The sequence below is a fragment of the Streptomyces rishiriensis genome, assembly GCF_003112535.1.
Lineage (GTDB): Bacteria > Actinomycetota > Actinomycetes > Streptomycetales > Streptomycetaceae > Streptomyces > Streptomyces rishiriensis.
Genome location: NZ_BEWA01000016.1, coordinates 105214 through 129393, shown reverse-complemented (window position 1 = coordinate 129393; position 24180 = coordinate 105214). Strand labels below are relative to the sequence as shown.

The 24180-nt window shown below is 70.9% G+C and carries 23 protein-coding genes; 8 read left to right on the top strand and 15 right to left on the bottom strand.

All coding sequences use genetic code 11. The annotated features are described in order from the left end of the window. Positions 1–276: 276 nt before the first annotated feature. The 4 genes from Sri02f_RS26935 to Sri02f_RS26920 form a co-directional block, all read right to left on the bottom strand. Positions 277–933 carry a fasciclin domain-containing protein gene (locus tag Sri02f_RS26935; protein WP_109003910.1) on the bottom strand — a complete coding sequence of 219 codons (657 nt, stop codon included), beginning with the start codon at positions 931–933 and terminating at the stop codon, positions 277–279. A gap of 103 nt (positions 934–1036) precedes the next feature. Next, the gene (locus tag Sri02f_RS26930; protein ID WP_109003909.1) at positions 1037–2650 is read right to left on the bottom strand and encodes a molybdopterin-dependent oxidoreductase; all 1614 of its coding nucleotides are present in this window, start codon (positions 2648–2650) and stop codon (positions 1037–1039) included. Between the two features lie 185 nt (positions 2651–2835). After that, on the bottom strand, positions 2836–3588 hold the full coding sequence (locus Sri02f_RS26925; RefSeq protein WP_109003908.1) for an anti-sigma factor: 753 nt from the start codon (positions 3586–3588) through the stop codon (positions 2836–2838). Then, on the bottom strand, positions 3585–4169 hold the full coding sequence (locus Sri02f_RS26920) for a sigma-70 family RNA polymerase sigma factor (protein ID WP_109003907.1): 585 nt from the start codon (positions 4167–4169) through the stop codon (positions 3585–3587). The genes Sri02f_RS26925 and Sri02f_RS26920 overlap by 4 nt, the downstream gene beginning before the upstream one ends. Before the next feature lie 470 nt (positions 4170–4639). Between Sri02f_RS26920 and Sri02f_RS26915 the strand changes: the two genes are divergently transcribed. The 7 genes from Sri02f_RS26915 (at position 4640) to Sri02f_RS43065 (ending at position 9409) form a co-directional block, all read left to right on the top strand. Then, a complete protein-coding gene (locus Sri02f_RS26915; protein WP_109003906.1) occupies positions 4640–5362 on the top strand; it encodes an SDR family NAD(P)-dependent oxidoreductase in 723 nt (240 codons plus the stop codon). A gap of 353 nt (positions 5363–5715) precedes the next feature. Beyond that, entirely contained in the window at positions 5716–6351 is a 636-nt protein-coding gene (locus Sri02f_RS26910; protein ID WP_109003905.1) for a hypothetical protein, read from the top strand. A gap of 177 nt (positions 6352–6528) precedes the next feature. After that, entirely contained in the window at positions 6529–7236 is a 708-nt protein-coding gene (locus Sri02f_RS26905) for a helix-turn-helix transcriptional regulator (RefSeq protein WP_109003904.1), read from the top strand. Between the two features lie 32 nt (positions 7237–7268). After that, positions 7269–7796, top strand: a complete 528-nt coding sequence (locus Sri02f_RS26900) for a DUF3291 domain-containing protein (protein ID WP_109003903.1) — start codon at positions 7269–7271, stop codon at positions 7794–7796. A gap of 158 nt (positions 7797–7954) precedes the next feature. Next, positions 7955–8317, top strand: a complete 363-nt coding sequence (locus tag Sri02f_RS26895) for an ArsR/SmtB family transcription factor (protein ID WP_109003902.1) — start codon at positions 7955–7957, stop codon at positions 8315–8317. Continuing rightward, a complete protein-coding gene (locus Sri02f_RS43070; protein WP_167467625.1) occupies positions 8314–8847 on the top strand; it encodes an SRPBCC family protein in 534 nt (177 codons plus the stop codon). Before Sri02f_RS26895 ends, Sri02f_RS43070 begins: the two co-directional genes overlap by 4 nt. 1 nt (position 8848) lies before the next feature. Beyond that, positions 8849–9409: a TIGR03086 family metal-binding protein gene (locus tag Sri02f_RS43065; RefSeq protein ID WP_167467624.1), complete on the top strand. Its 561-nt coding sequence runs from the start codon at positions 8849–8851 to the stop codon at positions 9407–9409. A 184-nt stretch (positions 9410–9593) separates the two neighbouring features. Here the strand turns inward: Sri02f_RS43065 and Sri02f_RS26885 are convergent, their stop codons facing one another. Beyond that, a complete protein-coding gene (locus Sri02f_RS26885; protein WP_109003901.1) occupies positions 9594–9827 on the bottom strand; it encodes a hypothetical protein in 234 nt (77 codons plus the stop codon). 203 nt (positions 9828–10030) lie between these two features. Here Sri02f_RS26885 and Sri02f_RS26880 point away from each other — a divergent pair, with 203 nt between their 5' ends. Then, the gene (locus Sri02f_RS26880; RefSeq protein ID WP_109003900.1) at positions 10031–12367 is read left to right on the top strand and encodes a WD40 repeat domain-containing protein; all 2337 of its coding nucleotides are present in this window, start codon (positions 10031–10033) and stop codon (positions 12365–12367) included. Positions 12368–12462: 95 nt separating this feature from the next. On the opposite strand, the gene Sri02f_RS26875 is transcribed toward Sri02f_RS26880, so the two are convergent. From Sri02f_RS26875 to Sri02f_RS26830, 10 genes are all read right to left on the bottom strand, one after another. Further along, positions 12463–13308 carry a serine hydrolase domain-containing protein gene (locus Sri02f_RS26875; protein WP_109003899.1) on the bottom strand — a complete coding sequence of 282 codons (846 nt, stop codon included), beginning with the start codon at positions 13306–13308 and terminating at the stop codon, positions 12463–12465. A gap of 5 nt (positions 13309–13313) precedes the next feature. Then, positions 13314–14336 carry an HTTM domain-containing protein gene (locus tag Sri02f_RS26870; protein ID WP_109003898.1) on the bottom strand — a complete coding sequence of 341 codons (1023 nt, stop codon included), beginning with the start codon at positions 14334–14336 and terminating at the stop codon, positions 13314–13316. Beyond that, complete coding sequence (locus Sri02f_RS26865) at positions 14333–14974, bottom strand: DUF5819 family protein (RefSeq protein WP_159106785.1); 642 nt, start codon at positions 14972–14974, stop codon at positions 14333–14335. The genes Sri02f_RS26870 and Sri02f_RS26865 overlap by 4 nt, the downstream gene beginning before the upstream one ends. A gap of 35 nt (positions 14975–15009) precedes the next feature. Then, positions 15010–15360: a hypothetical protein gene (locus Sri02f_RS26860; protein ID WP_109003896.1), complete on the bottom strand. Its 351-nt coding sequence runs from the start codon at positions 15358–15360 to the stop codon at positions 15010–15012. Between the two features lie 314 nt (positions 15361–15674). Further along, complete coding sequence (locus Sri02f_RS26855) at positions 15675–15881, bottom strand: hypothetical protein (protein ID WP_245970818.1); 207 nt, start codon at positions 15879–15881, stop codon at positions 15675–15677. 469 nt (positions 15882–16350) lie between these two features. Continuing rightward, positions 16351–16944 (bottom strand): DUF4383 domain-containing protein, encoded by a 594-nt coding sequence (locus Sri02f_RS26850; RefSeq protein WP_109003895.1) that lies wholly within the window; start codon positions 16942–16944, stop codon positions 16351–16353. 144 nt (positions 16945–17088) lie between these two features. After that, positions 17089–18594 (bottom strand): cryptochrome/photolyase family protein, encoded by a 1506-nt coding sequence (locus Sri02f_RS26845; RefSeq protein ID WP_109003894.1) that lies wholly within the window; start codon positions 18592–18594, stop codon positions 17089–17091. Between the two features lie 360 nt (positions 18595–18954). Beyond that, positions 18955–20418 (bottom strand): MFS transporter, encoded by a 1464-nt coding sequence (locus tag Sri02f_RS26840; protein WP_373865131.1) that lies wholly within the window; start codon positions 20416–20418, stop codon positions 18955–18957. Beyond that, positions 20415–22421, bottom strand: a complete 2007-nt coding sequence (locus tag Sri02f_RS26835) for a PEP/pyruvate-binding domain-containing protein (RefSeq protein WP_109003892.1) — start codon at positions 22419–22421, stop codon at positions 20415–20417. The genes Sri02f_RS26840 and Sri02f_RS26835 overlap by 4 nt, the downstream gene beginning before the upstream one ends. Continuing rightward, positions 22418–23791, bottom strand: a complete 1374-nt coding sequence (locus tag Sri02f_RS26830) for an ATP-grasp domain-containing protein (protein WP_109003891.1) — start codon at positions 23789–23791, stop codon at positions 22418–22420. Before Sri02f_RS26830 ends, Sri02f_RS26835 begins: the two co-directional genes overlap by 4 nt. Positions 23792–24180 lie beyond the last annotated feature (389 nt).

The following is a 24180-nucleotide window of genomic DNA, read 5'->3' as shown; positions in this document are numbered from 1 at the left end:
TCCTCTCTGCGGTCGGAGGGCCTGCCGCCCGACGGAGCAGGCCTCCCATGGCGTCCGCGAGCGGCGTCGAGCCGAGTGCCGGACCGCTAGTCCGTGGGCGGCTACGAGCGGCAGCGGGCAGCGGTCGTCAGGGCGAGAGCCGCGGGTCGGGCCGGGGCGTCGATGCCACGGTCGGTCCAGTCCACCGTGACCTGGCGGGTGCCGTCCAGTGTGTGGAAGGAGATGGTGCGGTCGGCCGGGGCGCCATGCGAGTGCGCCCCGGCCTGTGACGCGTCGTCAGCCGGCGGGCATCAGGACGGTGTCGATGATGTAGACGTCGGCGTTGGCGGTCTTGACGTTGCCGCAGACCACCTTCGCGGAGTCGTTGACCGTGTAGGACTCGCCGGAGCCCGAGGCGGTCACCTTGGACTTCTCGAGCGTGTCGAAGGAGCCGTTCTCCAGGTCCTTCGGGCTCAGCTTCTGGCCGACCACGTGGTAGGTGAGGATCTTCGTCAGCTGTGCCTTGTCGTTGAGGACCTTGTCCAGGGTCGCCTTGGGAATCTTGGCGAAGGCGTCGTTGGTCGGGGCGAAGACGGTGAGGTTCTGGGCGTTGTTGAGGGTGTCGACGAGACCGGCCTTCTTCACCGCGGCCACCAGTGTGGACAGGGCGGGGTTGTTGGACGCGGCGGTGGCCACCGGGTCCTGTGCCATCCCGTCGAAGGAGCCGGCGCCGTCGGCGGGGACCGCCGAACAGGCCGGGCCGAACGGCTTGTCCGCCGCGGCGGCCTCGGTGGCGCCGCCCATGCCGTCGGCGGCGGTCGCGGGAGCCGCCGCCGGGGAAGAGGTGTCCGACTTGGCGGAGTCGCTGCCGTTGTCGGAGCACGCGCTCAGTGCCAGCGGCAGAACGGAGGCGGCGGCCACGGTCATCGCGATCCGGCGGATACGGGTGTTCATGGTGTTTCTCCTGTTGGTCACCGCAGCGAGCGCTGCGTTTCGGTGGAAATGGAAAAAGGGGGTGGGGGGGGAAGGTGGCGACAGGTGGTCCGGAAAGGGCGGATCAGTCGACGGTGACCACCACGGAATGCCGGCCGCTGGCGCCGTCGGGCATGGTCCGGGCCCGCTTTTCGGTCTGCACGGTGCCGGTGCGGTCGGTGGCGCGCACCGTGAGGGTGTGGCCGCCCTTGGAGGCAGTCCAGGGAAAGGACCACTGGCGCCAGGTGTCGCGGGAGTCCTCGGCGGCGAGCCGGGCCTCTTGCCAGGGACCGTCGTCGACCCGTACTTCGACCTTGTCGACGCCGCGGTGCTGGGCCCAGGCGACCCCGGCGACCATGACCGTTCCCGACGCGGGGCGGGCGAAGGGCTTGGGGGTGTCGATGCGTGCCTGGGTCTTGATGGGCGCGCTGCGGGCCCACTTGCGGGTGATCCAGTAGGGGTCGTAGGCGTCGAAGGTGGTGAGTTCGAGGTCCTCGATCCACTTGCAGGCGGAGACGTAGCCGTACAGGCCGGGCACCACCATGCGCAGCGGGAAGCCGTGGGCGAAGGGAAGCGGTTCGCCGTTCATCCCGACGGCGAGCAGCGCGTCGCGGCCGTCCATGACGTCCTCGACCGGGCTGCCGATGGTCATGCCGTCCACGGACCGGGCCACCAGCTGATCGGCGGGCCCGCCCCTGGAGGGGGGGTCGACTCCGCAGTCGGCCAGCAGATCGGCCAGGCGTACGCCGGTCCAGCGGGCGTTGCCCACGTAGGGGCCGCCGACTTCGTTGGACACGCAGGTCAGCGTGATGTCCCGTTCGACCAGCTCCCGCTTCAGCAGGTCGTCGAAGGACAACGTCACCGGGCGGGCGACTCCTTGCCCGTGGATGCGCAGGCGCCACACGGTCGCATCCACCTTCGGCACCACCAGGGCGGTGTCGACCCGGTAGAAGTCCTTGTTGGACGTGATGAAGGAGCTCACTCCGGGCACCCGCAGTCGGGCGCCCGCCGGCACCGCCGCCGCGGGCGACCCCGGCTCGGGCAGGAGGAGGTCCTCGCGGGAGGCGACCGCGCCGCGGCCGCTCGCCCCGTCCAGGACCCGTCCGAACACCGCGGCTCCTGCGGACGCGGCAGCGGCAGCGCTCGCCGCGAGCACGAACCCCCGCCGGTCCCACTCCTGCCTCCCGGGCACGTACTCTTCCGTGGCGTCCGGGCGGGCCGTTGCCCCGCCGCGCGTCTCAAGGCGGCCCGCGAGCACGAACAGCACGACGGCTCCGACGACCGCCCCGGCAGCAGAGGGGAGCACATCGCTGAACCCGGTCGAATCCGGCCGGCTGACCGCTGCCGCCGCACCCACCACACCGAAGAGGAGCACCCCGGCGGCTCCGTACCGCCGGCGGTACAGGGCGAGAACGCCCAAGGCCAGGGCGAACAGCGCCAGTACGGCAAGGATCCCGAGCTGCAGGACGAGCTTGTCGTCGGTGCCGAAGTTCCGGATCGTCCAGTCCTTGACGGCCGCGGGCGTGCGGTCGATCACCGCACCGCCGACCGCGACGACCGGACCGGCCTGAGGACGTGCCCACTGCGATACGAGCTCTGCGACCGCGAGCGCGGCGAATCCCGCCAGAGCACCGCTGAGCGCGCCGAGCACCGGCCGCGTCCAACTACGCGGGATTCGCCGCTTTTTCTCGTCGTTCATCACGTGGGGAATCCGGTTCTGAACGGGGGCCGGATTGGTCGATCACCCGATCGCATGAACTTTTTTTCCCGACCGATCCGCATCCGTCGGCACGACGAGTTACCTGCATCGGGTTCGCACGGACGGGATGTACTGCCACATGGACAAAAGGGGGCCCCGGCCGTCCGGCCGGGGCCCCCTTTTCCTCAGGCGGGAAACTCCCATAGAGCAAGCGGTGCGGAGGTGGGCTGCTGCGAGCCGCCGTCAGGCTCGACGGTGATGCCGACGCCGGACGCGGCGCCGACGGCGCCCCGCAACAGCACGGCCTGGTCGCTGCGGCCGGGATCCATCAGCCCGGCGGACCGCATGGCGCCGCCGTCGTCGAACCAGAGCTGGTAGACCCTTCCGTGGGGCGGCCGGGCCATGGCCGAGACCACGAGGACGGCCCGGTTCCGGCTCGCGGAGACGACCACGGTTCCCGTGGCGCCGCCCGACAGCTTCGCCGTCCGCGCCCTGGCGTCCGGCGCGGCGAGCACGGCGGCGATCCGGTCCGTGGTCTGTTCAGCCTGCCGCGCCTGCTCGGTGGCGGTCTCGGCGCGCTGGTGCTGCCACACGGTAGTTGCACCGAGTGCGGCGGCCGCGGCGAGACAGGCGGCCAGCGCCCACCGCGGCAGCAGCCGTGCCCTCCCGCGCGTACGGACCGAACTCGGCGGGGCGACGCCGCTCGGCGCTTCCTGCCGGACCGTGGTGATGCGCCGCAGCACCTGTTCACGCATCGCAGGGCGCGCCCGCGTGGAGGCGGCCAGACCCAGTCGGGCCGCGGTCGCCGACAGCTCGGCCGACTCCTGCGCGCATGCCTCGCAGCCCGCGCAGTGGAGTTCGAACTCCTCACGTTCCTCGTCGGACAGGGCGTGCAGGGCGTACGCACCGGTGAGCCGGTGCAGATCGGTGGTGGTCACGCCGTCACCCCCAGGCAGTCGCGCAGTCGGATGAGCCCGTCGCGCAGGCGGGTTTTGACGGTGCCCAGCGGAAGCTTCAGCGCGTCCGCCACCTGCGGGTAGGTCAGCCCGCGGTAGTAGGCGAGGGTGACGGCCTGGCGCTGGATCTCGGTCAGGGTGCGCAGACAGCGCCGCACCTGCTCCCGCTCCAGCCGGGCCTCGACCTGCTCGGTCACATGGTCGTACTCGGGCGTGCGGTCCAGCAGGGCCGCCTTGTGGTCCCGGGCCGCCGCCGCCTCCGCCGAGCGCACGCGGTCGACCGCACGGCGGTGGGCGAGCGTGAGGATCCAGTTGATCGCCGTACCGCGATCGGACCGGAACCGGGGCGCGGTGCGCCAGACCTCCACCAGCACCTCCTGAGCCACCTCCTCCGACTGTGCCTCGTCGCGCAGGACGGCGCGGACCACGCCCAGAACCGAGCTCACCACGGTGTCGTACACCGAGGCGAAGGCCTGTTCGTCGCCCAGGGCGACACGGGCCAACAGTTCCTGCAGGTCCGGTTCCGCCGAGGGATTTCTGCCGATGTACACGGCCTCTTTCACGGGGTCCTCCGTGGTCGGGACATCTCCGGACGTAATCCGATCCTGAACCGGCCGCGGATTGGTCGCGCCACCGATCGGCGCGCGGACCGACCGTACCGGGCGCAGAGCCCGCCTCGCGGCCGCCGCCCGAACCGGCCGCCGCCCGTGCCGACGGTCACGCGGGGCGGGGCGGCTGTGTGTTCGATGCTGTCCCACGTGCCCACGTGCCCACGAGTCGGCCCTGCCCGCCGGAACGCAGACGTGCAGGTCAGGCGCGGACTCGCGCCCTGACTGCCCGCTGGTCGGCGTCGTGCGGCAGAACCACCGACGGGGCCCCACCCATGACCCGTCCGGCCTAGTCTGGGATGTGCGGGTACCCGGAGCCCGGCGCGACCTTCGCGACTTCCTGGCCCCCCAACCGAGCGAGGATCACTCCCCAGCAGGTCGGCGACCCGGCCCTCACCGCGTATTCCAAGAACCAAGGAGAGCTGATGAGCCGGATTCTGGTGACCGGTTCCGCGGACGGCCTCGGCCGGGCCGCGGCTACGACGCTTCTGGCGCAGGGGCATGACGTGGTCCTGCACGCCCGGAACAAGGAGCGTGCCGCGGGCCTCGACGGGCTGGCCGGCCGCGGGCGCATCGTGGTCGGCGACTTCACCGAACGCGACGCCGTACGGCGCATCGCCGACGAGCTGAACGATTCCGAACCCCTGGATGCCGTCATCCACAACGCCGGCGTCTGGAGGGGACGCCCGGTCATGCCCGTCAACATCGTCGCGCCCTTCCTTCTCACGGCCCTGGTGAGGGCGCCACGCCGGGTGGTGTACCTGAGCAGCAGTTCGCACTTGGGCGGACGCCCCGTGCTCGACGGGGTCGACTGGCTGGGCGAGACCCCGGGTTCGTACGACGACAGCAAGCTGTACGTCACCGCGCTCGCGGCGGCGGTGGCCCGGCTGCGCCCCGGTGTGCTGAGCAACGCGGTGGATCCGGGCTGGGTGCCGACGAAGATGGGCGGTCCCGGTGCCCCGGACGACCTCGAACTCGGCCATCGCACACAGGAGTGGCTCGCCGTCAGCGACGATCCGCAGGCCCTGACGAGCGGCGGGTACTGGTACCACGGCGAGCGGACGCAGCCGCATGACGCCACTCATGACGAGGCGTTCCAGGACCGTCTCCTGCAGACGCTTGCCGAGGAGACGGGCGTCGCGCTCTGAGAGAGGCGGGACCTGCCGGCCGGCCGCCGTGCCCATCCGCTTCGACGGAGCCCGAGATCGTGTCGCAGTCGTCGTCCCGGGTGTCGGGCACTCGCCTCCCGGGCCGCCCACTGCACTTCGCCCGGAGCCTCCTGCTCCAGTACGGCCGGACGGCTCAGGAAGGGCGAGGCAGCCGTGCGTCAACGGACCGTGGCAGCCGTGCGCCAACGGACCGTACGCCCTAGGTGGTTTCACGGATGTGCCGTGGGCCCGCGATGCGCAAGGCTCGTGCAGTTGCCCGGGTTTCGCGGTGTGGCGCCCGCGGAGGCGGGCGTTCCCGGCAGGGCGCGGAGGGGGAGTGCACCGTGAGGGTGATGAGCTCGGATCGTCGGCGGGCGGCCGTCCGCCCGTGGGAGGACGGCCGTTTCCGGGACGTCGTCTGGCCCGCGTCCTTCCGCACTGCGCCCCGGGCCCGTGTGCCCGCGCACGCGCTGGCCGTGTTGGTGCTCGTCACCGCGGTGTGCGAGGCGTTCCAGGGCTTCTACGCGGCTGACAACCCCGATTTCGCTCAGGATCGCGCGGGCGGCGTGCTGCTTGTGGCGGGACTGGCCGCGGTGCCTCTGTCGCTGATGTGCGGGGTGCTGATCGGCTCACTGCGGTCCTGGCGCGGGGTGCCGTACGGGGTGCTGGCCTTCGCGGCCTGGACGACGTCCGTGCTCGTCACCCCGGTCCTGCTGCTGGCGATCGGGGTGATGGGGGAGCCGGAGAGCCCCTGCGGGGCGAACGAGCCGGAGCATCCGCTTTCGGGAATGGCGGTGCCGGTCTGCGGGGTGGCAGCGCTGGCCGCCGGATCGGTGGCCGGGTGGGTCGCGTGGGTGGTTCTGCGCCGCCGGGCGCGGCCCGTGGCGCTGTACACCGTGTGGCTCGTCACGGTCGCCGTCACCGTCGTGGCGGCCTTGGCACTGCCGCTGCACGCGGCTCAGACCTGCGGTCCGTCCGGGATGGGCTGAGCCCGGCTCCGTCCCGACCAGTGACCAGGACCCCGGCGTACACGAGGTTCGCCGCCGTGACGATCGTCGGAATGACCGTTGGCGCGAGTGTGCCTACCAGGTCGCGGCTGCCGTTCGGGGCTCCGGGCGGGCCTCGGTCCTTCTATCTCGGATCTGCGTTGTTCATAGAATGGCTGAGTGGACGACATCGAAGCGATCGCGGCGTTGCAGGATCCGGTGCGGCGGCGTCTGTACGAGTTCGTGGTGGGGCAGGGCCGCGAGGTCGGCCGCAACGAGGCCGCCGAAGCGGCCGGCATTGCGCGCACGCTCGCCGCGCACCATCTGGACAGGCTGGTCGAGGCCGGGCTGCTGGAGAGCGGCAGTCGCCGCCTGACGGGCCGCTCGGGGCCGGGAGCGGGCCGCCCCGCCAAGGTGTACACGCGGGTGCAGGCCGAGCGAACGGTGTCCCTGCCTGCCCGCGACTACCGCACGGCCGCCGAGCTGCTCGCCGAGGCCGCCGAGCAGGCTGGACTGGATGCCGGGCTCACGGCGGCCGCTCGCCGTCGTGGCGAGTCCCTGCGCGGTTCGACGGCGCCCTGCGGCGGTCTCGAAGAGGCCATGGAGATGCTGGCCGCTCGCGGCTACGAACCGCGCCTGGAAGGCGACGGAGGCGACGAAGGTGACGAAGGCTCCGGGGAGGCGTCCGGGGCGGCCGCGCCTGTCCTCCGTATGCGCAACTGCCCCTTCCATGCCGTCGCAGAACGCTTCCCGCCGCTGGTCTGCGGCATGAACCTCGCGCTCCTGGAGGGGCTGCTCGGCACGGACGGTCCGGTCAGAGCCCGCATGGACGCCCGGCCGGGGGAGTGCTGCGTCGTGGTCGAGAATTCTAAAAACAATGGTGATTGACATAGAAATGCGGGCCATGCTGGGATGACGCCATGACCTCATCCACGCGTGCCGCCCACCTCGCCCAGCTCAACGTCGCCACGCTCCGCCACCCGCTCGACGACCCGCGCACGGCGTCGTTCGTCGAGATGCTCGACCCGGTCAACGCCGTCGCCGACAGTGCGCCCGGCTTCGTGTGGCGGCTCGTGGAGGAAGGGGCGGCCGACGCCACCGGCCTGCGCCCGGCGGGCGAGGGCGTCATCGTCAACCTGACGGTGTGGCAGACCCGGGAGGCCCTGTGGGACTTCACCTACCGCAGCGGGCACCTGGAGGCGATGCGGCGGCGGCGCGAATGGTTCGAGCGGCACACCGAGGCGCATCTGGTGCTCTGGTGGGTCCCCGCCGGCCACCTTCCGACCGTCGACGAGGCCCTGGAGCGGTTGGCGGACCTGCGGGCGCACGGGCCGTCTCCCCGCGCATTCACTTTCGCCTCCTCATACACCGCGGCCGAGGCCGCCCAGCATCTCCAGGCCGTGCCGTCGGCACGGCCGACACTGGCCGGGGACGCGTCGGCGGTGTAGGGCGGGAAAGCCTGAGCCGGCGGCGCCCACGCCCTTCGATCCGCGCCACCGCCACTGGCTGACCGTCGTCACCACCTGCCCGTTCAACCAATTGGTTGACAAGGTGGAGACCGGTCCGTAGGGTATTTAACCAATCGGTTGAATAGTGGAGGTGTGAGGTGGCCGATGACCGGTTGTCGCTGGTGTTCTCCGCGTTGGCCGACTCCACCCGGCGCGACATCGTGGCCCGGCTCGCCTCCGGGGACGCCACGGTCAATGAGCTGGCCGAGCCGTACGACGTCACCGTGCAGGCCGTGTCCAAGCACATCAGGGTCCTGGAGAGCGCCGGTCTGGTCAGTCGCAGCAGGGACGCCCAGCGTCGGCCCTGCCACCTCGAGGCGGAGGTCTTCGACCTCATGACGAAGTGGATCGAGCGTTACCGGCGCGAGGCGGAGGACCGTTTCCGCCGCCTGGACGCCCTTCTCGAGCAGATGGACGACCAGCCGGTGACGGGCGACGCGACGAAGGAAGCGGCATCATGAGTCCGACGGAAGCGCGTCACAGCAACGAGACGCGGATCGTGGCAGACTCGGCTCTGCCCACCATTGTGATCATCCGGGAGTTCGACGCTTCGCCGGAGCGGGTGTTCCGCGCGTACACGGACCCCGACCTGGTCGTCCAGTGGATCGGCCCCCGCCGGCTCACGATGTCGATCGACCGCTACGACGCGCGCAGCGGCGGCTCCTATCGCTATGTGCATCGCGACGGCGACGGGACCGAGTACGCCTTCCGCGGCGTGTTCCACGAGGTGCGCCCCCATGAGCGCATCGTGCAGACCTTCACCTACGAGGGCTTCCCGGACCGCGTCAGCCTGGAGACAGTCGTTTTCGAGGGCCTGGGTGGTCGCACCCGTGTCACCGTCAGGTCGCTCATGGAGTCCTTCGAGGCCCGCGATTCGATGCTCAGGAGCGGCATGGAACGCGGTGTCCGCGAAGGTCATGAGCGGCTTGACGACCTACTCAGCGGCCCGCAGAGCGGCCCTGCCGACCGACGCACCGAGACGGAGTCCTGACATGAGGACCAGAACAGCAGCCGATGAACACCGCACTGTCGCAGGCTGCTTCACCGCCCGCGTGCGAGGCGCGGACACCTCGGCATGGGACAACCCCGCGCCGTGCGAGGGGTGGGTCGCCCGGGACGTGGTGCGCCACCTCGTCGAGTGGTTCCCCGATTTCCTGAAGGCCGGCGCCGGAGTCGAACTGCCCAAGGGGCCCTCGGTGGACGACGACCCGGTAGCCGCGTGGGCGGTGCACAGCGACGGCGTGCAGGCACTGCTCGACGATCCGGCCACCGCGCACAAGCTGCTGTCGAACCCGCACATCGGCGAGGTCCCACTGGACCAGGCGATCGACCGGTTCTACACCGCCGACGTCTTCATGCACACCTGGGACCTGGCACGGGCCACCGGCCAGGAGGAGCGGCTCGACCCCGACAAGTGCACCCAGTTGCTCGACGGGATGCTGCCGCTCGACGACGTGCTTCGCGCGAGCGGGCAGTACGGCCCTCGTGTCGAGGTGCCTGAGAGCGCCGACGTCCAGACCCGCCTGCTCGCCTTCATCGGCCGCCGGCCCTGAGGGGCCGGATCACCCTGGAGGTTCAACTCAGGCCGTGGCGCGGGGCATTGCGCCCGCACAGCGTCATCAGTGCCGGCCGGCCACAGCCCGGGTACGGGACTTGGTGGGCGTGCCGCGTATCGCCCGGCCGGGCTGTCGGGCTGCCGGGCTGCCGGGCTGTCGGGCGGCTGGGCGGCTGGGCGGTTCATGGGGACGGCCCTTCGCGGGGCGCGCCGATGAGGCAGCGCAGTACCGGCACGGACGGCCCCGCGGCGCCGAGCCCGGCCAGTACCGCACCCGCTCCGGGGGCGCCGGTGAGCGCGGTGAGCGCACCTGTCACGAGGCCGATGACGAGTGCGGTGAGCAGGACGACGGCGGTGTGCAGGGAGAGGAATGGCTCCGGCGCAGGGCGGGAGTTCGGCGGCGGGTTCGGGTCCATGCCTGTCACCGTGCCCCGCAAAACCGCGCTGACCTGCACCGGTCGAACAGTCCGGACGTATGGTGATCAGAGTCGGCGCACCGCTGAACACGCCTGGCCAACTTTGCTGCGTGTTCAGCGGTGTTCAGCGGTGTTCAGCCGAATGCGGTGCCGTCAGGTGTCTGCCGCTCTAATGTGCCGGTCACGGATCGAGCGGGGGCGGCATGACACAGGAAACGGCAGACATCACCTACGAGAAGAAGCTCCAGCAGCTGGGCCAGGGGCTCACCGGTCTGCGTTCAGAGCGCGGTGCTCCGTCCTTCGACCGTATCCGCGCACGCGGCCTGAAGGTCTTGCAGGACACCGCCGCCACCAGTGCCTGCTCCAAGGGGACCATGAGCAAGGTCTTCGCCGGCGAGCAGTTCATCTCGCTGGACAAGCTGATCTGGCTGGTGCGGGCCGTGATGTCCTGGGACGAGTTCGGCGAGGAATGCGCCCCGCCCGATCGCCGCGCTCTGGAGCTGACGCCGTGGCGGAGCCGCTGGCAGGCCCTCAACGCCCTGCGCACCGGCGCGCGCCGACGACCGACGGCCGCGGCCCCTTCGCGGACAGCCGGGACGACGTCGACCACGCCGGCGCCTGCAGGCCCTGCTCCCCGACCGCTTGCCGTGGCCGGGTCCCGCGCAGCGGCTGCCACCCATGTCCGCTTCACTTTGGCCGGTCACACCGGGCCCGTCATGTCGGTGGCCTTCTCCCCGAGCGGCCGCTTCCTTGCCACCGCCGGCGACGACAGGACCGTGCGGCTGTGGGACCCGGCCACCAGCACCCCGGTCGGTGACCCCCTCACCGGGCACGACGGACCCGTCACGTCGCTGGTCTTCTCCCCGGACGGCCGCTTCCTGGCCACCGGAACGAGTGGCATCGTACGGCTGTGGGACCCGGTCATCCGTGTTCCTGTCGGTGACCGGCTCACCGGCCACGCGGGGGCGCTCTACTCGGTGACGTTCTCCCCGGACGGCCGTCTCCTCGCCACCAGCGGCAAGGACGGGACCATTCAGCTGTGGGATCCCGCCACCAGCGCTCCTGTCGGTGACCGGCTCACCGGCCATGCGGGGGCGCTCTACTCGGTGGCCTTCTCCCCGGACGGCCGCCTCCTCGCCGCCACGGGCAGGGACACCACTGTGCGCGTGTGGGACGTCGTCGCCCGCACCCCCCTCGGCAAGCCCTTACGAGGGCATACCGGACCCGTCACCTCGGTGATGTTCTCCCCGGACGGCCGGTCCCTGGCCACTGCCAGCAACGACGGGACCGTGCGACTGTGGGACCCATGGGACCTCACGGCCCGCACTCCGACCAGCGATCCCCTCACCGGCCACACGGGATCCGTCTACTCCGTCGTCTTCTCCCCGGACGGCGGTCTCCTCGCCACCAGTGGGAAGGACGGGACCGTGCGGCTCTGGGACCCCCTCGCCCGCACTGCGATCGGTGATCCCCTCACCGGCCACAAGGGACGTGTCTGGTCGGTGAGGTTCTCTCCGGACGGCAGCCTCCTCGCCACCGCCGGCGAAGACAAGACCGCGCGGTTGTGGGAGAGGACCAGCGGCACGGCGCCGCGCCGGCAGCCCGTGCCACTGCCCCTCGCGGCACGCGCAGTGCTCTACGGCATGCAGCGTGGCCGGCCCTTGGAACTGGGACATCTCCACGACTCTGATTCCGTTCACACAGCGGTGTTCTCTCCGGACGGTCGCGTGCTGGCCACCGCCGGTCACGAGGGGGTGCGGCTGTGGGACCCGGTCACCCGCACGGTGATCGGTGCTCCCCTGACCGGCCGGAACGGGCTCGTTGCGGCGCTGGCCTTCTCTCCGGACGGTCGCGCGCTGGCCACCGCCGGTCACGAGGGGGTGCGGCTGTGGGACCCGGTCACCTGCACGGTGATCGGTGCTCCCCTCACCGGCCGGAACGGGCCCGTTGCGGCGCTGGCCTTCTCCCCGGACGGTCGCCTGCTCGCCACCGCCGGTCACGACGGGGCCGTGTGCCTGTGGGACCCCCTGACCAGCGCTCCGATCGGTCGTCCCCTCACGGGCCACAGGGGACGTGCCAGGTCGCTGACGTTCTCCCCGGACGGCAGCCTTCTTGCCACCGCCGGCGCCGACGGGACCATGAGGCTGCACGACATGGCAGCCCCCACCTCGACCGGTCGGCCCCTCCCCACCCGCGACTGGCGCGTGGCGTCGGTGGCCTTCTCCCCGGACGGCCGTCTGTTCGCCACCGCCGGTGAGGACGGGACGGTGCGGTTGTGGGACCTCGTCACGCACACCCCGATCGGCGATCCCCTCACCGGCCACAAGGGGCGTGTCGGGGCGGTGGTGTTCTCTCCGGACGGCCGTCTGTTCGCCACCGCCGGTGAGGACGGGACGGTGCGGTTGTGGGACCCCGTCACACGCACCCCGATCGGCGATCCCCTGACTGGCCGTGACGAAGCCGTCGTCTCGGTGTCGATCTCCCCGGATTCTTCGGTACTTGCCCTGGTTACGCGCCGTCAGGTGCGGCTCTATGCCTGAGGTGTCCCTGAGGCATAGAGCGTCGGTAGCGCCGTGGATCGGTCGGTGGCCCGGGCCGTCTCATCGCTCTGGCCCCGAAGGCGGTTTCACTCCTTTCACTGCGCCTGTGCCGTGTGCAGGTAATCCAGGCCGGCGCGATCTGTCGCGTCGGAGTCACCGCTCAGACGGTGGACCACCGTCCAGCGCCCGTCCGGGACGGCGCCGGCGAAGACGGACGCCGTGCTCGTCGCTCCGTTGTGCCAGATCACGGGCAGCGGTCCGGTGCGCTGCCATCCGAGCGCCGGATCCCCGAGTGAACGCTCGAGTACCAGACCCGTCAGCACGCGCGCCAGTGTGCGGGGACTCGCCCACAGGCCGCCCGCGGGCAGGACTGCGCCGGTCATGGTCCACGGCTTCACCGTGCGTCCGAACCACCCGGTCTGCAGCAGCCGACTGTGCTGTGGCGGTGTGGCGGTCATGGCGTGCGGCGGCAGCCCGAGAGGTGACAGCACGAGTTCGGCGACGAGTTCCTCGTACTCCTGCCCGGCCGCCGCGACGAGCGCCGCGCCGAGCACGGCATAGCCGAGGTTGGAGTACTCCTCGCGTTGTCCCGCGGGCTCGACGGCGAGCAGGTCGAGGCCGGTGAGCAGCTCGCGCAGCCGGTCGTCGGTGAACTTCCGGTACGGGTCGCGGCGGGACGTGCCAGGGGGGAGCCGGGGCAGACCTGAGGTGTGCTGCGCCAGATGCCGCAGGGTGACCCCCGTTCCCGGCGGAGCGCCGAGCCATCGCTCGACGGGGTCGTCAGGCGTCAGCACGCCTCGCTCGGCCAGTTGCTGGAGGACGGTTCCGGTGATGACCTTCGTGAAGGACCCCACCTCGACGTATTTGTCGGGGTCGTGGGCGCCGGTGACGATCGGAGTCTCGTCGGCGCTGCCGAGGATGCAGGCCGGGACGGTGCGCATGGCTGTCAGCTCGCTGTCTGGGGTACGGGGGCATCGATTGTGCGGTCGCTCTCCGGCGTCTCCCCTTCGGTGCCGGTCGCGACGTCTGCAGGGTGCTTCTGCGCCCAGCGCGCGCCGATGCTGCGCACCGTCTCACGTGCACGGGCCAGCGCCGACGAGAGGAAGATCAGGTCGCAGGCGATCATCGTCAGGGCGAACGCGGTGAGACCCATGAACACGCCGATGGACACATGGAAGGCGATCGACGCCGCGGCCGTCCAGGGGCGCAGCCTCGGCACCAGGATCCCCATCGGGAAGTACACGAGGAACAAGGTGGTGCTGTAGGTGCCGAGGAACACGACCACGTCGTTGTGGTAGACCAGGCTGGACCAGCCCGGCAGCTCGAACTCGGGAACGCGCATGATGTAGAAGAGCGCGGTGCCGTCCTGCCACACCTCTCCCTGCACCTTGTACAGACCGCTCACCACGTACACGAGGCACATCTGCACGGCGATCGCCGCCACGCCGAGATTGTGCAGGGGCACGCCGAGGCAGCGCAGGCCTTCGGGGAGTCGTCTCGTGACGCGCTGGGCGAGTCCGCTGGAGAAGGAGAAGTGCCGGTAGCAGTCGGTCAGCAGCAGCATCGGGATGACGAGCTGAGCGAGGTTGTCGCCGCCGTCCAGGAACGCGGACTGCCGCTCGTACAGCGACCAGAGGAGGACTCCGTGCGCCGCGAGGACCATCCTGCCCCCCACGCCGAAGGTGACCGCCAGAGCGGCCAACAGCCCGAGGTGGAAGACCGCCTCGAACCAGACCTGGGAGGTGCTCCAGGCGTAGAGGCTGAAGCTTCCCTTCTCTTTGATCTCTTCGATGAAGAGGTGATGGGGCAGGACCGAGTCGGGGCCCGGACCGAACAGGTAGTTCCGGTCGCTGTAGTGGCTCACGTAGTACATGAGGCCGACGAAGCCCAGCAGTGCGCGGGTCCCCGAGACGCCCAGCGCGGCGATGGGACGACTGGCGGCGGCGTCGATCGCTTCCTTGATCCTCATTGAAGGTCCACCGCCTTCTTCCACGGCAGGTCGTAGAGGTCCACTTTGCTCTTCGCCTCGGGATTCTTCCGCTGCGACCACGGCGGCAGAGTCTTGATGTACATGCGCGCCTGGACAGCGGTCGGTCCTGTGCCGCCGGGGCAGACGTCGTGCATCTGGGTCAGCGAGAAACGGGACAGAGATCGCTCGGCGTCTTCGTGCTGACTCTTCTCGTAGGGGGTCAGAGGAATGACGCGCTTATGCTTTTCGTCTTTCGTCGTGGAGTCCTCGGAGTTCTTCTCCTCCTCTTTCTGGCGGAGTCGCAGCAGCAGGTCGTCAGAATCATTCAGCTGATTGATTCCGTTGCTTACGAGACGCACCGTGCGGGAGGGGAAGAATCGGTCTTCCTGGGTCTCCTTGATCAACGGACCTGTCACGTCGTAGAAATCCGTGACGGAACCGTCAGAGCATTTTGCGCGAGCTATGATCCCCTCGTCGTCCTTTGTCGGATTCGGAGCGAAGAGACTCCAGTTCTGCGTGAAGTACGGCTCCAGGTAGCTGCTGATGAGTCCATGCAGCCTGATTTTGGCTGGACTGAGCGGCGCTTGGGAGAACGCCGCGAGAAAGAAATGGGCGCCCAGGAGGGCGGCACCAGCCAACAGTGCCGCCCTCTGGATGCGCCGATGGCGCGCTATCACCTGTCGAAAGCGGTCGCCGCAGCATTGGCGCCGTCGACGGACACCTTTGCAGGCGCGCTGAACAGGCTGAAGTTGTTGGCCACCTCGGAGGCCTGGTGCGCGACGGAGCCGGCAGCGGCCCGTGCGTGCACGCTGGCGCGAGCAGCGGCCCGGCCGGCCGCTGCCGCGGCCCGCGCTGCGGCGGCGGCGTGCGGGGCCACCGGAGTGCCCTCGCCGGCAGCCTGGACGCTCATGCTCACGTCAGCCTGGGGCGGGGTGGTGGCCTGCGCCGATCCCTGCATCGACACCGTCAGCAGCGTGCCCGCGACGGCCACGCCGAAGACGGCGGCGGCATTCTTCTTCTTCATTTTTTCCCCTCTTTGTTTCTGATCGCCCGGGGTGAAGACGACGGCATGCCGGAAAATGTTGGTCAGACATTCCCGACAGCGCGCCCCCGTGGACGAATCAGGTTTCCGACGGAGACGGAGGATTGTTCGCGACGTGCGCCCCGTATGTCTGCTTGTTCCGCAAGGAGACCTCTCATGCCCGCCGCGATTCATGATGATCTTATGGAGATCGTCATGAGCATCTCAAGGAGTGATCATGTGGTGATCATCACACGGCAATGATCGGGTTTTCCGCCCGTGAGTCGTTGGCTCGCCGTTCGGTTCCTCGGGGAGCGTTATCGGTAGGTCTCCGCCGCCTCGCCCTCGGACTTGTCGGGGAAGATCAGCCGCACCCCGCCGCCGATCACCAGGAAGCAGGACAGCAGGAGGGCGAAGCGCATGACCCTCGCGGCGTCTTCCCAGTCGGACGAAGGCCCCAGGACCAACCAGAACGCGAGAGCCATCCCCGCCATCACCAACGTCACCCCAACCAACCGACGCACCCCATGATCCCTTCTTTTAACGGACTTTACGCAACCGTTTCACTCTACGCACTGGTAACTGCGGTTCTACGCACGGCAGATGAGCGGGTGGCTGAATCCCGCCGGACGCAGACGCGGTGCCGCCTCCGTGAGGGCCCCGCAGAACAGGCGGAACTCCCCGGCTTGCGGCAGATGCCGCGCTACCCCTGCCCGTGCCGCACCGATCGACGACCGCAGCGCCCGCCCGAGTTGGCCGAACCCTGCTCACCGAGCCGGTCCACGACTCACCAGGGACCGAAGCGGCCCCGGCCAGGTCGGGCCCCGCGCACCGTCGACATCGAGGCCCCGTTCGGCTCGTGTGGAGGGGGCACGCGCCGGGTGGGTCGGGGCGCGGGCTGCGACGGGGTTCCGGCGGGGACGTCACCGACGCCCGCTGGTGCTGCTCTGGTGCTGCTCCGGCGACGGGCGGCGGTGGCGTGGCCTCGGCGGCTCACCGGGCGGTGCGCCCCCTGGCGGCCTCGGAGGAACTCAGGGCCGCAGGATCGGCGTCGTCGGCAGCCGTGCGAATCAGCTCGCCGAGGGGTCCTGCGGTGCGCCGGCGGGCGAGGGACTCCCGAGCCGCCTCACGCGCGTGGCGGCGCCGCCAGTAGGGGTTGTCGTGCGGAAGCCTGCCGGAGACCCGCCCGTACATCCCGAACGTCAGGACCACCAGTCCCATCACGAAGCTGAACATGACGTTGGCCATGCCGAAGTCCAGGATGTTGGCCGACCGGTCCAGCACGACGAGATGGACGAAGCCGCTCAGCAGGAACAGGGAGCCGACGACCATGTTGAGCGTCGAGGCGACATTGCCCCCGACGACGGCGCCCGCGATCAGGGCGAGTCCGAAGACGATGGAGACGAGGCTCAGCAGGCCGTTGGTCGACATGCCCGCGATGTGCCGGCCGGCCGTGTCGAAGGGGCGCAGCCGGTCGGCGAAGCCCAGGGTGCCGAACACCAGCAGGATGAGGCCGCACAGCGCGGCGCCGTAGCGGTAGACGGTGGCCAGCTGGTGATCGACGGGAAGCTCGTCGCTCAGCCTCATGGAAGATCCTCTCGGAGTGGGGTTCCCTCCCTCGGAGCCGCGCGTTCGCCGCCGCTCTTGTCCTCCTCTTCGCGTCGCGCACGGCGAACGGTTGCACTCCGAACGGGTGAGTTCGCACCGGACGCGGTTGTCCGCCGCCGCGGCTCATGGGGGGCCGTTCCCTCGCCGCCTCTCCTGTTCGAGCAGGTCGTCGAGATCCGTCAGCCGGTCGAGTCCGCGCACCGCCTGTGACATGCGCGGATTGCGTTCGAGCCGTGCACGGTGCCGATGCAGGAAGGCCCAGTACCCGGCGGTGAAGGGACAGGCGCCGGCGCCGGCTCGCACGCTCGGGCGGTAGGCGCATGGACCGCAGAAGTCGCTCATGCGGTTCACGTACGCGCCGCCCGAGGTGTACGGCTTGGTCGTCATCCGCCCGCCGTCCGCGTACTGGGACATGCCGACGACGTTCGGCAGCATCACCCAGTCGTAACCGTCGACGAAGCAGCGGTGGAACCAGTCGGTCACCGCTGCCGGGTCCCAGCCGCGCTGGAGCGCATGACTGCCGAGCAGCATCAGCCGGGGGATGTGATGGGTCCAGCCGGTGTCGCGCACCTGCGCGAGGACGGTGGAGAGACAGCGCGCGGTGACCGCGTCGGCGTCGAGGTCGAGGAACCAGTCGGGCAGCGGCGCGTGGTGCCCGAGGGCGTTGCTGCGCCGGTAGTCCTCTCCGAAGTACCAGTAGAGCTGCCACACGTACTCGCGCCAGCCCGCGATCTGCCGCACGAACCCCTCGACGCTGTTGACCGGGGCGTCACCGCGTCGCCACGCATCCTCTGCGAGGCCGACGCACTCCGCGGGATCGAGGAGCCCGAGGTTGAGCGACGACGACAGCAGGCTGTGACTGAGCACCGGGTCGTCGGCGAGCATGGCGTCCTCGTGCGGACCGAACCCGGCGAGCCGGTGCCCGACGAAGCGGCGCAGGGCGCTGCGGGCCTCACGCCGTGAGGCGGGAAACCGACGCGGTCCGTCACGGCCGACGAACGACACCTCCCCTGACCGCTCCCACCGGTCCAGGTCGTGGCGCACCTCCTCGTCCACGTCGTCCTCGTGGGGGCGGTAAGGGGCCGGCGCGCCGAGCGTGCGGGCCCCGGCGGGAGGCGCCTCCCGGTTGTCGTGGTCGTGGTTCCAGCGCCCGCCCGCCGGCTCCTCGCCGTTCATCAGCAGCTCGTGGCTGCGGCGCACCCAGCGGTAGAAGGTCTCCTGGCGCAGCCGCACTCCGCCATGGCCGTCGGCCCATGCCCGGAAGTCGTCGTGCGGGACGAGGAAGCCGAGCGCGGGAAGCACGCGCACACCGTCCATGGCCCGTACGAGCCCGAGAGCCGCTCGCGAGGTCGGGTGGTGCACGGTCAGCGGCGAGGAGCCGACCGCTTCGCGCACCCCTTCGCGGTACGTCTCGGCCTTGACGTAGCGCACACGGTCGCCGAGTTCGGCCGCCCGGTGGCGCATCGCGGAGAGCACGAGGTGGGCCTTGGCACGGTGGAAACGGCGCCGCCGGAAGACCGACCGCGCCTCGATCATCACGACGGGCGCGTCGCGGTCCGGGCCCTCCTGGCCGGGAGCCAGGAAGTGGGGTCCGAGCTGGTCGCCGAAGAGCCAGTGCGCGGTGGTCACGGGCGGGCTCCGGGCGGGATCGGCGAGGGCACGGTGATCATGGAGCGGCTCCGGGGGCTGTCGAAGGTGTCCACAGGGAGATTGCACCCGTGAGGCGTCCAGGGATGCACGGCGAACGGGTGACGTGCCCGCGCCCGCCCCCTCGCGGGAGCAGGAACCCTGCGGCGGCGGGCCCACCGCCGGGCCGGCCCGAGCGGCCCGCCGTCGCCTCGCTTGAACGCAGCCGCAGCCGCAGCCGCAGCCGCAGCCCATCGTCTCGCCTGAACGCTGCCGCTGGCGCTGCCCATGCCGGAACGGTGGCCGCCGCTCGGACCGTCCGTCGTCGGACGCCCTTGATGCGGGGCGCACGACGACGGGCCGTCAGCTCGTTCGTGGTCTGCGCAGGACCTGGTCCGGTTCCAGGGCCTCCTTGCGAGCGGCATCTGCCGCTTCCCCCGCGTCCGACAGGTCGGTCTTTGCACCGTCGTCCGCCTCCGCCGACGCGGTGCCACCGGCTCCCGCGCGGCCGTCGGACCGCGTCGGCACCGCCCGATCCCCGTCCCGGCCCCCGCGGGCGACCACGCCGCTGCGCAGCAGCAGTTGGAAGACCCCGAGCAACACGGCCGTGGCCAGCGCGCTGTGCCACAGCAGGGCGTCCAGGCGCCCGGCCGACAGGTACGCGCCCGCGGCGATCGCGGCGAGGGCGCACACCGCGCGGTCCACGATGCTCTCCACCGACAGCAGGGTGGCCCGCGGTGCGTGGGCGGGGATCGCGTCGTTGACCAGTTTGCGCTGGATCGGGAACGCGAACCCGGTGGCGGCGGCGAACAGGCAGAGCAGCGCGACGACGACCCACGGCCCGCCGAGGGTCATGGCCGCCAGGGTGCCCGCCAGCGCGAGACTGAGGACGGAGACCCAGGCGACCGGCGGGAGTCTGCGGCTGAGCCATCGGGGGCGTGCGGACGTCACCGCCTCCGCCACGGTCATCGCGGCCAGCACCCCGCCGTGCGAGGCCTCGCCGATGCCGTGGTCCAGCAGGATCGGCTGGAAGAGGTTGACCTGGCAGATGCGCGACAGCGTGAAGACCGCCACGCCCTGCACCATCACCAGGGCCAGCCACGGCGAGGAGGCGACGCAGCGCAGCGCGGTCCCCGCGTCCCGCAGGAAGCCGCCGCCCCGGCGCCCGCCGTCACCTCGGCCCTTGTCCGCTCCGGCTTCCGCTCCGCCTTCCGCTCCGGCGAGACGCGGCAGCAGCACCGCGCAGACGAGGGAGCCCGCCGCGCTCGCGGCGCTGAGCACGTACGGGGCCGGGTGCGCGAGAGCCATCAGCGGCCCGACCAGCGGCCAGCACACCACCTTGGCCGCCAGCCCCAGGGCCCGCGCGGTGCCCTCCGCCCGCAGGTAGTGGTCGTCGCACCGTTGCGCCCGAAGCCCGTCGTACAGGTAGGCGCTCGCCGCGCCCGAGGTGAGCGACCGGCCGGCGGCGATGGCCAGGAAGTGGAGGAGGAACCCGGTGTAGGTGGCGCTGACCACCGGGGCGAGGTTCGCGGCCGTCATCACCACCGCGCCGGCCCGCAGGCAGTTGCGGGCGCCGATCCGGTCGGCGATCAGCCCGGTCGGGATCTCCAGCAGGCAGAAGGCCACGTAGTAGATGCTCTGGATGCCGAAGATCTGCCCGTCCGAGAGGCCGGCCTCCTTCTGGTAGGCGTAGAAGACCGGCATCCACCACAGCAGGTTGAACAGCAACTGGAAGCCGTAGTTGAGCCGGATGATCCGGCGGGCGGTGTCGGTCAGGCCCGTGACCGCTCCGGTGCGGGGGCGCGGCGGGCCAGGACGCGCCCTCACAGCGCGTAGGGGCGGATCTGGACCAGCCGGAAATCGCCCTGCTCGGTCATCAGCCACTCGATGTCGAGGGGCTGGTCCACGTCGGTCCCGCTGAAGTGGGACTGCAGGAGCCGTCCGGTCAGGGACAGGTCGGCGAGGCGGGCGCGGACGGCGGCGGACAGCCCCTGGCCCCACGAGCCCAGCGCGACGGTGCGGCCGCCGCCCTCCACGGTGTTGTACAGGTACTGCTGCGGGAGTACCGTCCCGTCGACCACCTGCTCGGGCGAGCCCGGGGAGCAGTTGAGGTAGACGTTGCGGAAGTCCTCCCGGCGGGTCGGATTGCAGGTCACGAGGACGCCGCCCAGGGAGGCGGGCACGTACTCCTGGACGATCACACCCATGTAGGTGTCGTCGAGGGAGATGCCGACCTGGTGGCGCAGCCGCACGCTGCGGGGCGACACGAGGGAGGCCCACACCTGGCGTACGGCGTCGAGGAGTTCACCCGTGCCGTGGATGGTGGTGACGGAGTCGTAGACGCCCGCCGCGGAGAACCCGGGGAGGTCCTCGGCGTTGGAGGAGGAGCGCACCACCAGCCGTCCGCGTGAGGCCGCCGCGGCGGGGAAGGCCTGGTCGATCTGCCGGGCGACCGACTCGGGGACGGGGGTGAGCCGGATCAGGTGCTGCAGGTGCAGGCACAGCGAGTCCAGGACGTCGGTGGCGTCGAGTTCGAGCGCCATCTTGAGCTTGCCGATGCCCTGCTGCAGGGCCGGGGAGGAGGCGAGGAACCGCTGCTGGAGCGCGAAGGGGAGCGCGACGCCCTCCGGGGCGCCGACGGCCTCGGCGACGAACTCGGCCGCCCGGGCGCGCAGTTGCCCGGCGTCGGCGGTCGTGAGGCCGAGGCGGGCGGCGAGGTGGCCGTAGAGGTCCTCGCGCGGCGGACGGGGCCGCCCGTAGAAGGAGGTCAGGTCCACCGTGCGGCTGTCGAGGACGTGGTGCAGCTCGCCGAGGTTGGCCGCCTTCGTGCCGTAGCGGTCGCGGTCGGCGCTGCGCAACCGGTGCAGGGACAGCACGGGAGCGTCTTCGAGCAGCGGCGGTTCGAGGCGTATGCGCTGCTGGTGCCAGGCCGGCGCCCGCAGATCGGGATCGTGGTCGAGGCGCCGCAGAGATATGTCGTCCTCGTCGACCCGGTAGCGCACCCACGCGTCGTCGAGGCCGTCCTTGTCGACGAGTTGCTCCAGGTCGCGGACGATCGCGTTGGGGATGCCCCAGCCGGAGGCGAGGACGTTGGTGTGCGAAAGCGGCGTGATCGGCGCGGTGTTGATGAATCCGGCGACGCGCGGTACGTCGTCGGGCAGGCAGGGCATCGCCACGATGTCCGCCCAGCCCAGGCCGGCCGCCGCCGCGGAGTACTCCTCGGCCGTCCGGAAGAAGCGCAGCCGTCCGATGGCCTCGCCGGGGTTCAGCGGGGTGCGCTCCCGGGAACCGAACAGCTCGTGGCTCAGGATGCGGGGCACACGCTGTTCGCTGATCGCCGACAGCTCCTCCTCCTGCCCGTGGTTGGCGGGCTTGAGCAGCAGCGGCAGCCTGCTGTCGATCCGGGCCCGGACGAACTCGTAGAAGAATGTGAGCAGTTCGCCGTGCATGGTGTCGGCCTCGGTCGTCTCCAGGACGAGGAAGGGCCGCTCCCTGCTCTCCTCGCGCTCGCTGTGCAGGGACAGCACGCCGAGCAGGAAGCGGCGCTCGGGATCGGTGTAGACGGATGCGTTGAACGCGTCCAGCTGCGCGTCGAGCGCGGCCAGGTCCATCCCCAACACCCTGGTGGCGACGTAGTTGACGTGGAAGGGGTGCGCGGCGGTGTCGAGCAGGTGCCAGGTGTTCTCCGCGCGGTCGACGACGACCTTGAGGTAGGGGTGACCCGCCAGGACTCCCGACAGCGTCCGGAAGAGCGGCAGGGAGAGGTTCTCGCCGACGACCGTACGGTCCGCGGCGGCCTCGGCGGTTCCGGTGGCCAGGTGGGTGCTCATGCGGGAACCTCCTCGGACTGCGCGGCGGGCAGCACCCGGGGCAGGGCGTCCACCAGGGTCTCGAAGTCCCGCAGCACCGTCCGCGCGTCGGCGGCCGAGAGCAGGCACAGGGCGGCCATGGTGTTGGCGCCCGCGGCGGGGTCGTAGACCGGCACGACACTGCCGTCGGGCAGGGAGCTCTCCGCCACCACCGACAGCTCGCTGTCCGGGCTCAGCGGGACGTCCGACGCGACCACGGGGAAGTCCCAGACCCTGCGCCCCTGCCAGGCCTCGCCGCGGCCGTCGACCGCGAGGACGACGAGGGAGCCCGCCGCACCCCGGGCCTGCGCCGGTGTCAGGGCCTGCTCCGGCCAGGCGACAGGGCGTCCCAGAAGGTGGTCGACGAGCATGCCCACCAGGTCCAGTCCGAAGACCTCCTCGATCTGCGGCACCGTCATCGCGCCGCCGAACCGGGCGGCGGTCTCGATGAGCCACATGCTGCCGTCGGGGCCGAGCTTGATCTCCGTGTGCGTCCCGCAGTCGCGCAGGCCCAGCGCGTCGACGGCGCGGCGCGCCAGGTCCACGACGCGGTCCTGCGCGTCCGGCGAGAGCAGGGCGGGGGTGATGCCGGCGCGCTCGGTGAAGGGCTCGACGGTGGGCATCCGGCCGCTGAGGCAGACGGGGCGGAAGACACCGTCCGCCACGACGCCCTCGACGCTGAGGTAGTCGCCCCAGCCGGGCTCGGCGAACCAGTCCGCCACGGTGCCGCTGACGATCTCCTCGACCACGAAGTCGGCATCCGCCTCGGCGACATGCAACTCCGCGTATCCCAACTTGGCGGACTCCGCCATGACCTGGCGCGAGCGGGCCCAGGCGGCGGCCGCCTCGCCGGGGGAGGCGATGATCTGGTGGGCGGTGGATCCCGCGCTCCAGGCCGCCTTGAGCAGCACCGGACAGGACAAGGAGTTCACCGCCGCGTGCAGATCCGCCTCCGTGGCGACGGGACGGAACGCGGGCTGCGGCAGGCCGCTTCGCTGCCAGGTGCCGCGCATCAGCCGCTTGTCGCGCGCGAGTGCGGCGGCTGCGCCCGCGCCGGGCAGGCCGAGCTTCTCGCAGGCCTCGGCGACCGCGACGACCGCGTACTCGGAGAAGGTGATCACGGCGTCCGCGCCCACCTCCCGGGCGCGCGAGACGATCAGGGAGACCAGATCGGAGCGGACCGCGCCGTCCGGCGTCGTGACCGAGGCGCACCGTCTCGTGGCGGGACCCGCCACGGCGGGGGGAAGAGCGCTGAGCGCCAGCAGGTGCACATCCGCCCTCGCAGCCGTCCGGGACAGGACATGGCCGAGCGGCGGACCACCCTTGGCATGCACCAACAGCACCGTGCTCACAGGAATTCGTCTCCATTCACCTGGTCGGCAGGGGCCGTCGTCGGCACCGGCGGTGCGGTGACGGGCCCGGGGATCGCGTGCGGGGAACGGCGTCCGGTGTGTCCGCCCGCACCCTCCAGGGGACCAGGCCGTAATCGTCCATATCGCCGCAGAGGGAGCTCACGACTCAGGCAAATGCCTGAGTCGCCGGGTGATCCGCAGACTTCCGGCAACTCGGCCGGGAATGGAGCTTGTGCCGTACCGGGCGGGATATCCAACGTCATGTGACTGTGCGTCAGCCGGTCGTATACGGACGGAGACCGTTGTGGGCGACCCGAGCCTCAAGACACTGCTCGAGAACCTTCCCGTGTTCTGGAGAGAATTCGACGAGCCGTGCCGGGCGGGGGAGG

Excerpts from the sequence above, each read along its gene's own strand:
- Sri02f_RS26935 (WP_109003910.1), bottom strand. The coding sequence starts at position 933 with ATGAACACCCGTATCCGCCGGATCGCGATGACCGTGGCCGCCGCCTCC.
- Sri02f_RS26910 (WP_109003905.1), top strand. The coding sequence starts at position 5,716 with ATGAGCTCGGATCGTCGGCGGGCGGCCGTCCGCCCGTGGGAGGACGGC.
- Sri02f_RS26850 (WP_109003895.1), bottom strand. The coding sequence starts at position 16,944 with ATGAGGCTGAGCGACGAGCTTCCCGTCGATCACCAGCTGGCCACCGTC.
- Sri02f_RS43065 (WP_167467624.1), top strand. The coding sequence starts at position 8,849 with ATGAGGACCAGAACAGCAGCCGATGAACACCGCACTGTCGCAGGCTGC.
- Sri02f_RS26900 (WP_109003903.1), top strand. The coding sequence starts at position 7,269 with ATGACCTCATCCACGCGTGCCGCCCACCTCGCCCAGCTCAACGTCGCC.
- Sri02f_RS26835 (WP_109003892.1), bottom strand. The coding sequence starts at position 22,421 with ATGAGCACCCACCTGGCCACCGGAACCGCCGAGGCCGCCGCGGACCGT.
- Sri02f_RS26880 (WP_109003900.1), top strand. The coding sequence starts at position 10,031 with ATGACACAGGAAACGGCAGACATCACCTACGAGAAGAAGCTCCAGCAG.
- Sri02f_RS26930 (WP_109003909.1), bottom strand. The coding sequence starts at position 2,650 with ATGAACGACGAGAAAAAGCGGCGAATCCCGCGTAGTTGGACGCGGCCG.
- Sri02f_RS26915 (WP_109003906.1), top strand. The coding sequence starts at position 4,640 with ATGAGCCGGATTCTGGTGACCGGTTCCGCGGACGGCCTCGGCCGGGCC.
- Sri02f_RS26870 (WP_109003898.1), bottom strand. The coding sequence starts at position 14,336 with ATGAGGATCAAGGAAGCGATCGACGCCGCCGCCAGTCGTCCCATCGCC.
- Sri02f_RS26875 (WP_109003899.1), bottom strand. The coding sequence starts at position 13,308 with ATGCGCACCGTCCCGGCCTGCATCCTCGGCAGCGCCGACGAGACTCCG.
- Sri02f_RS26860 (WP_109003896.1), bottom strand. The coding sequence starts at position 15,360 with ATGAAGAAGAAGAATGCCGCCGCCGTCTTCGGCGTGGCCGTCGCGGGC.
- Sri02f_RS26885 (WP_109003901.1), bottom strand. The coding sequence starts at position 9,827 with ATGGACCCGAACCCGCCGCCGAACTCCCGCCCTGCGCCGGAGCCATTC.
- Sri02f_RS43070 (WP_167467625.1), top strand. The coding sequence starts at position 8,314 with ATGAGTCCGACGGAAGCGCGTCACAGCAACGAGACGCGGATCGTGGCA.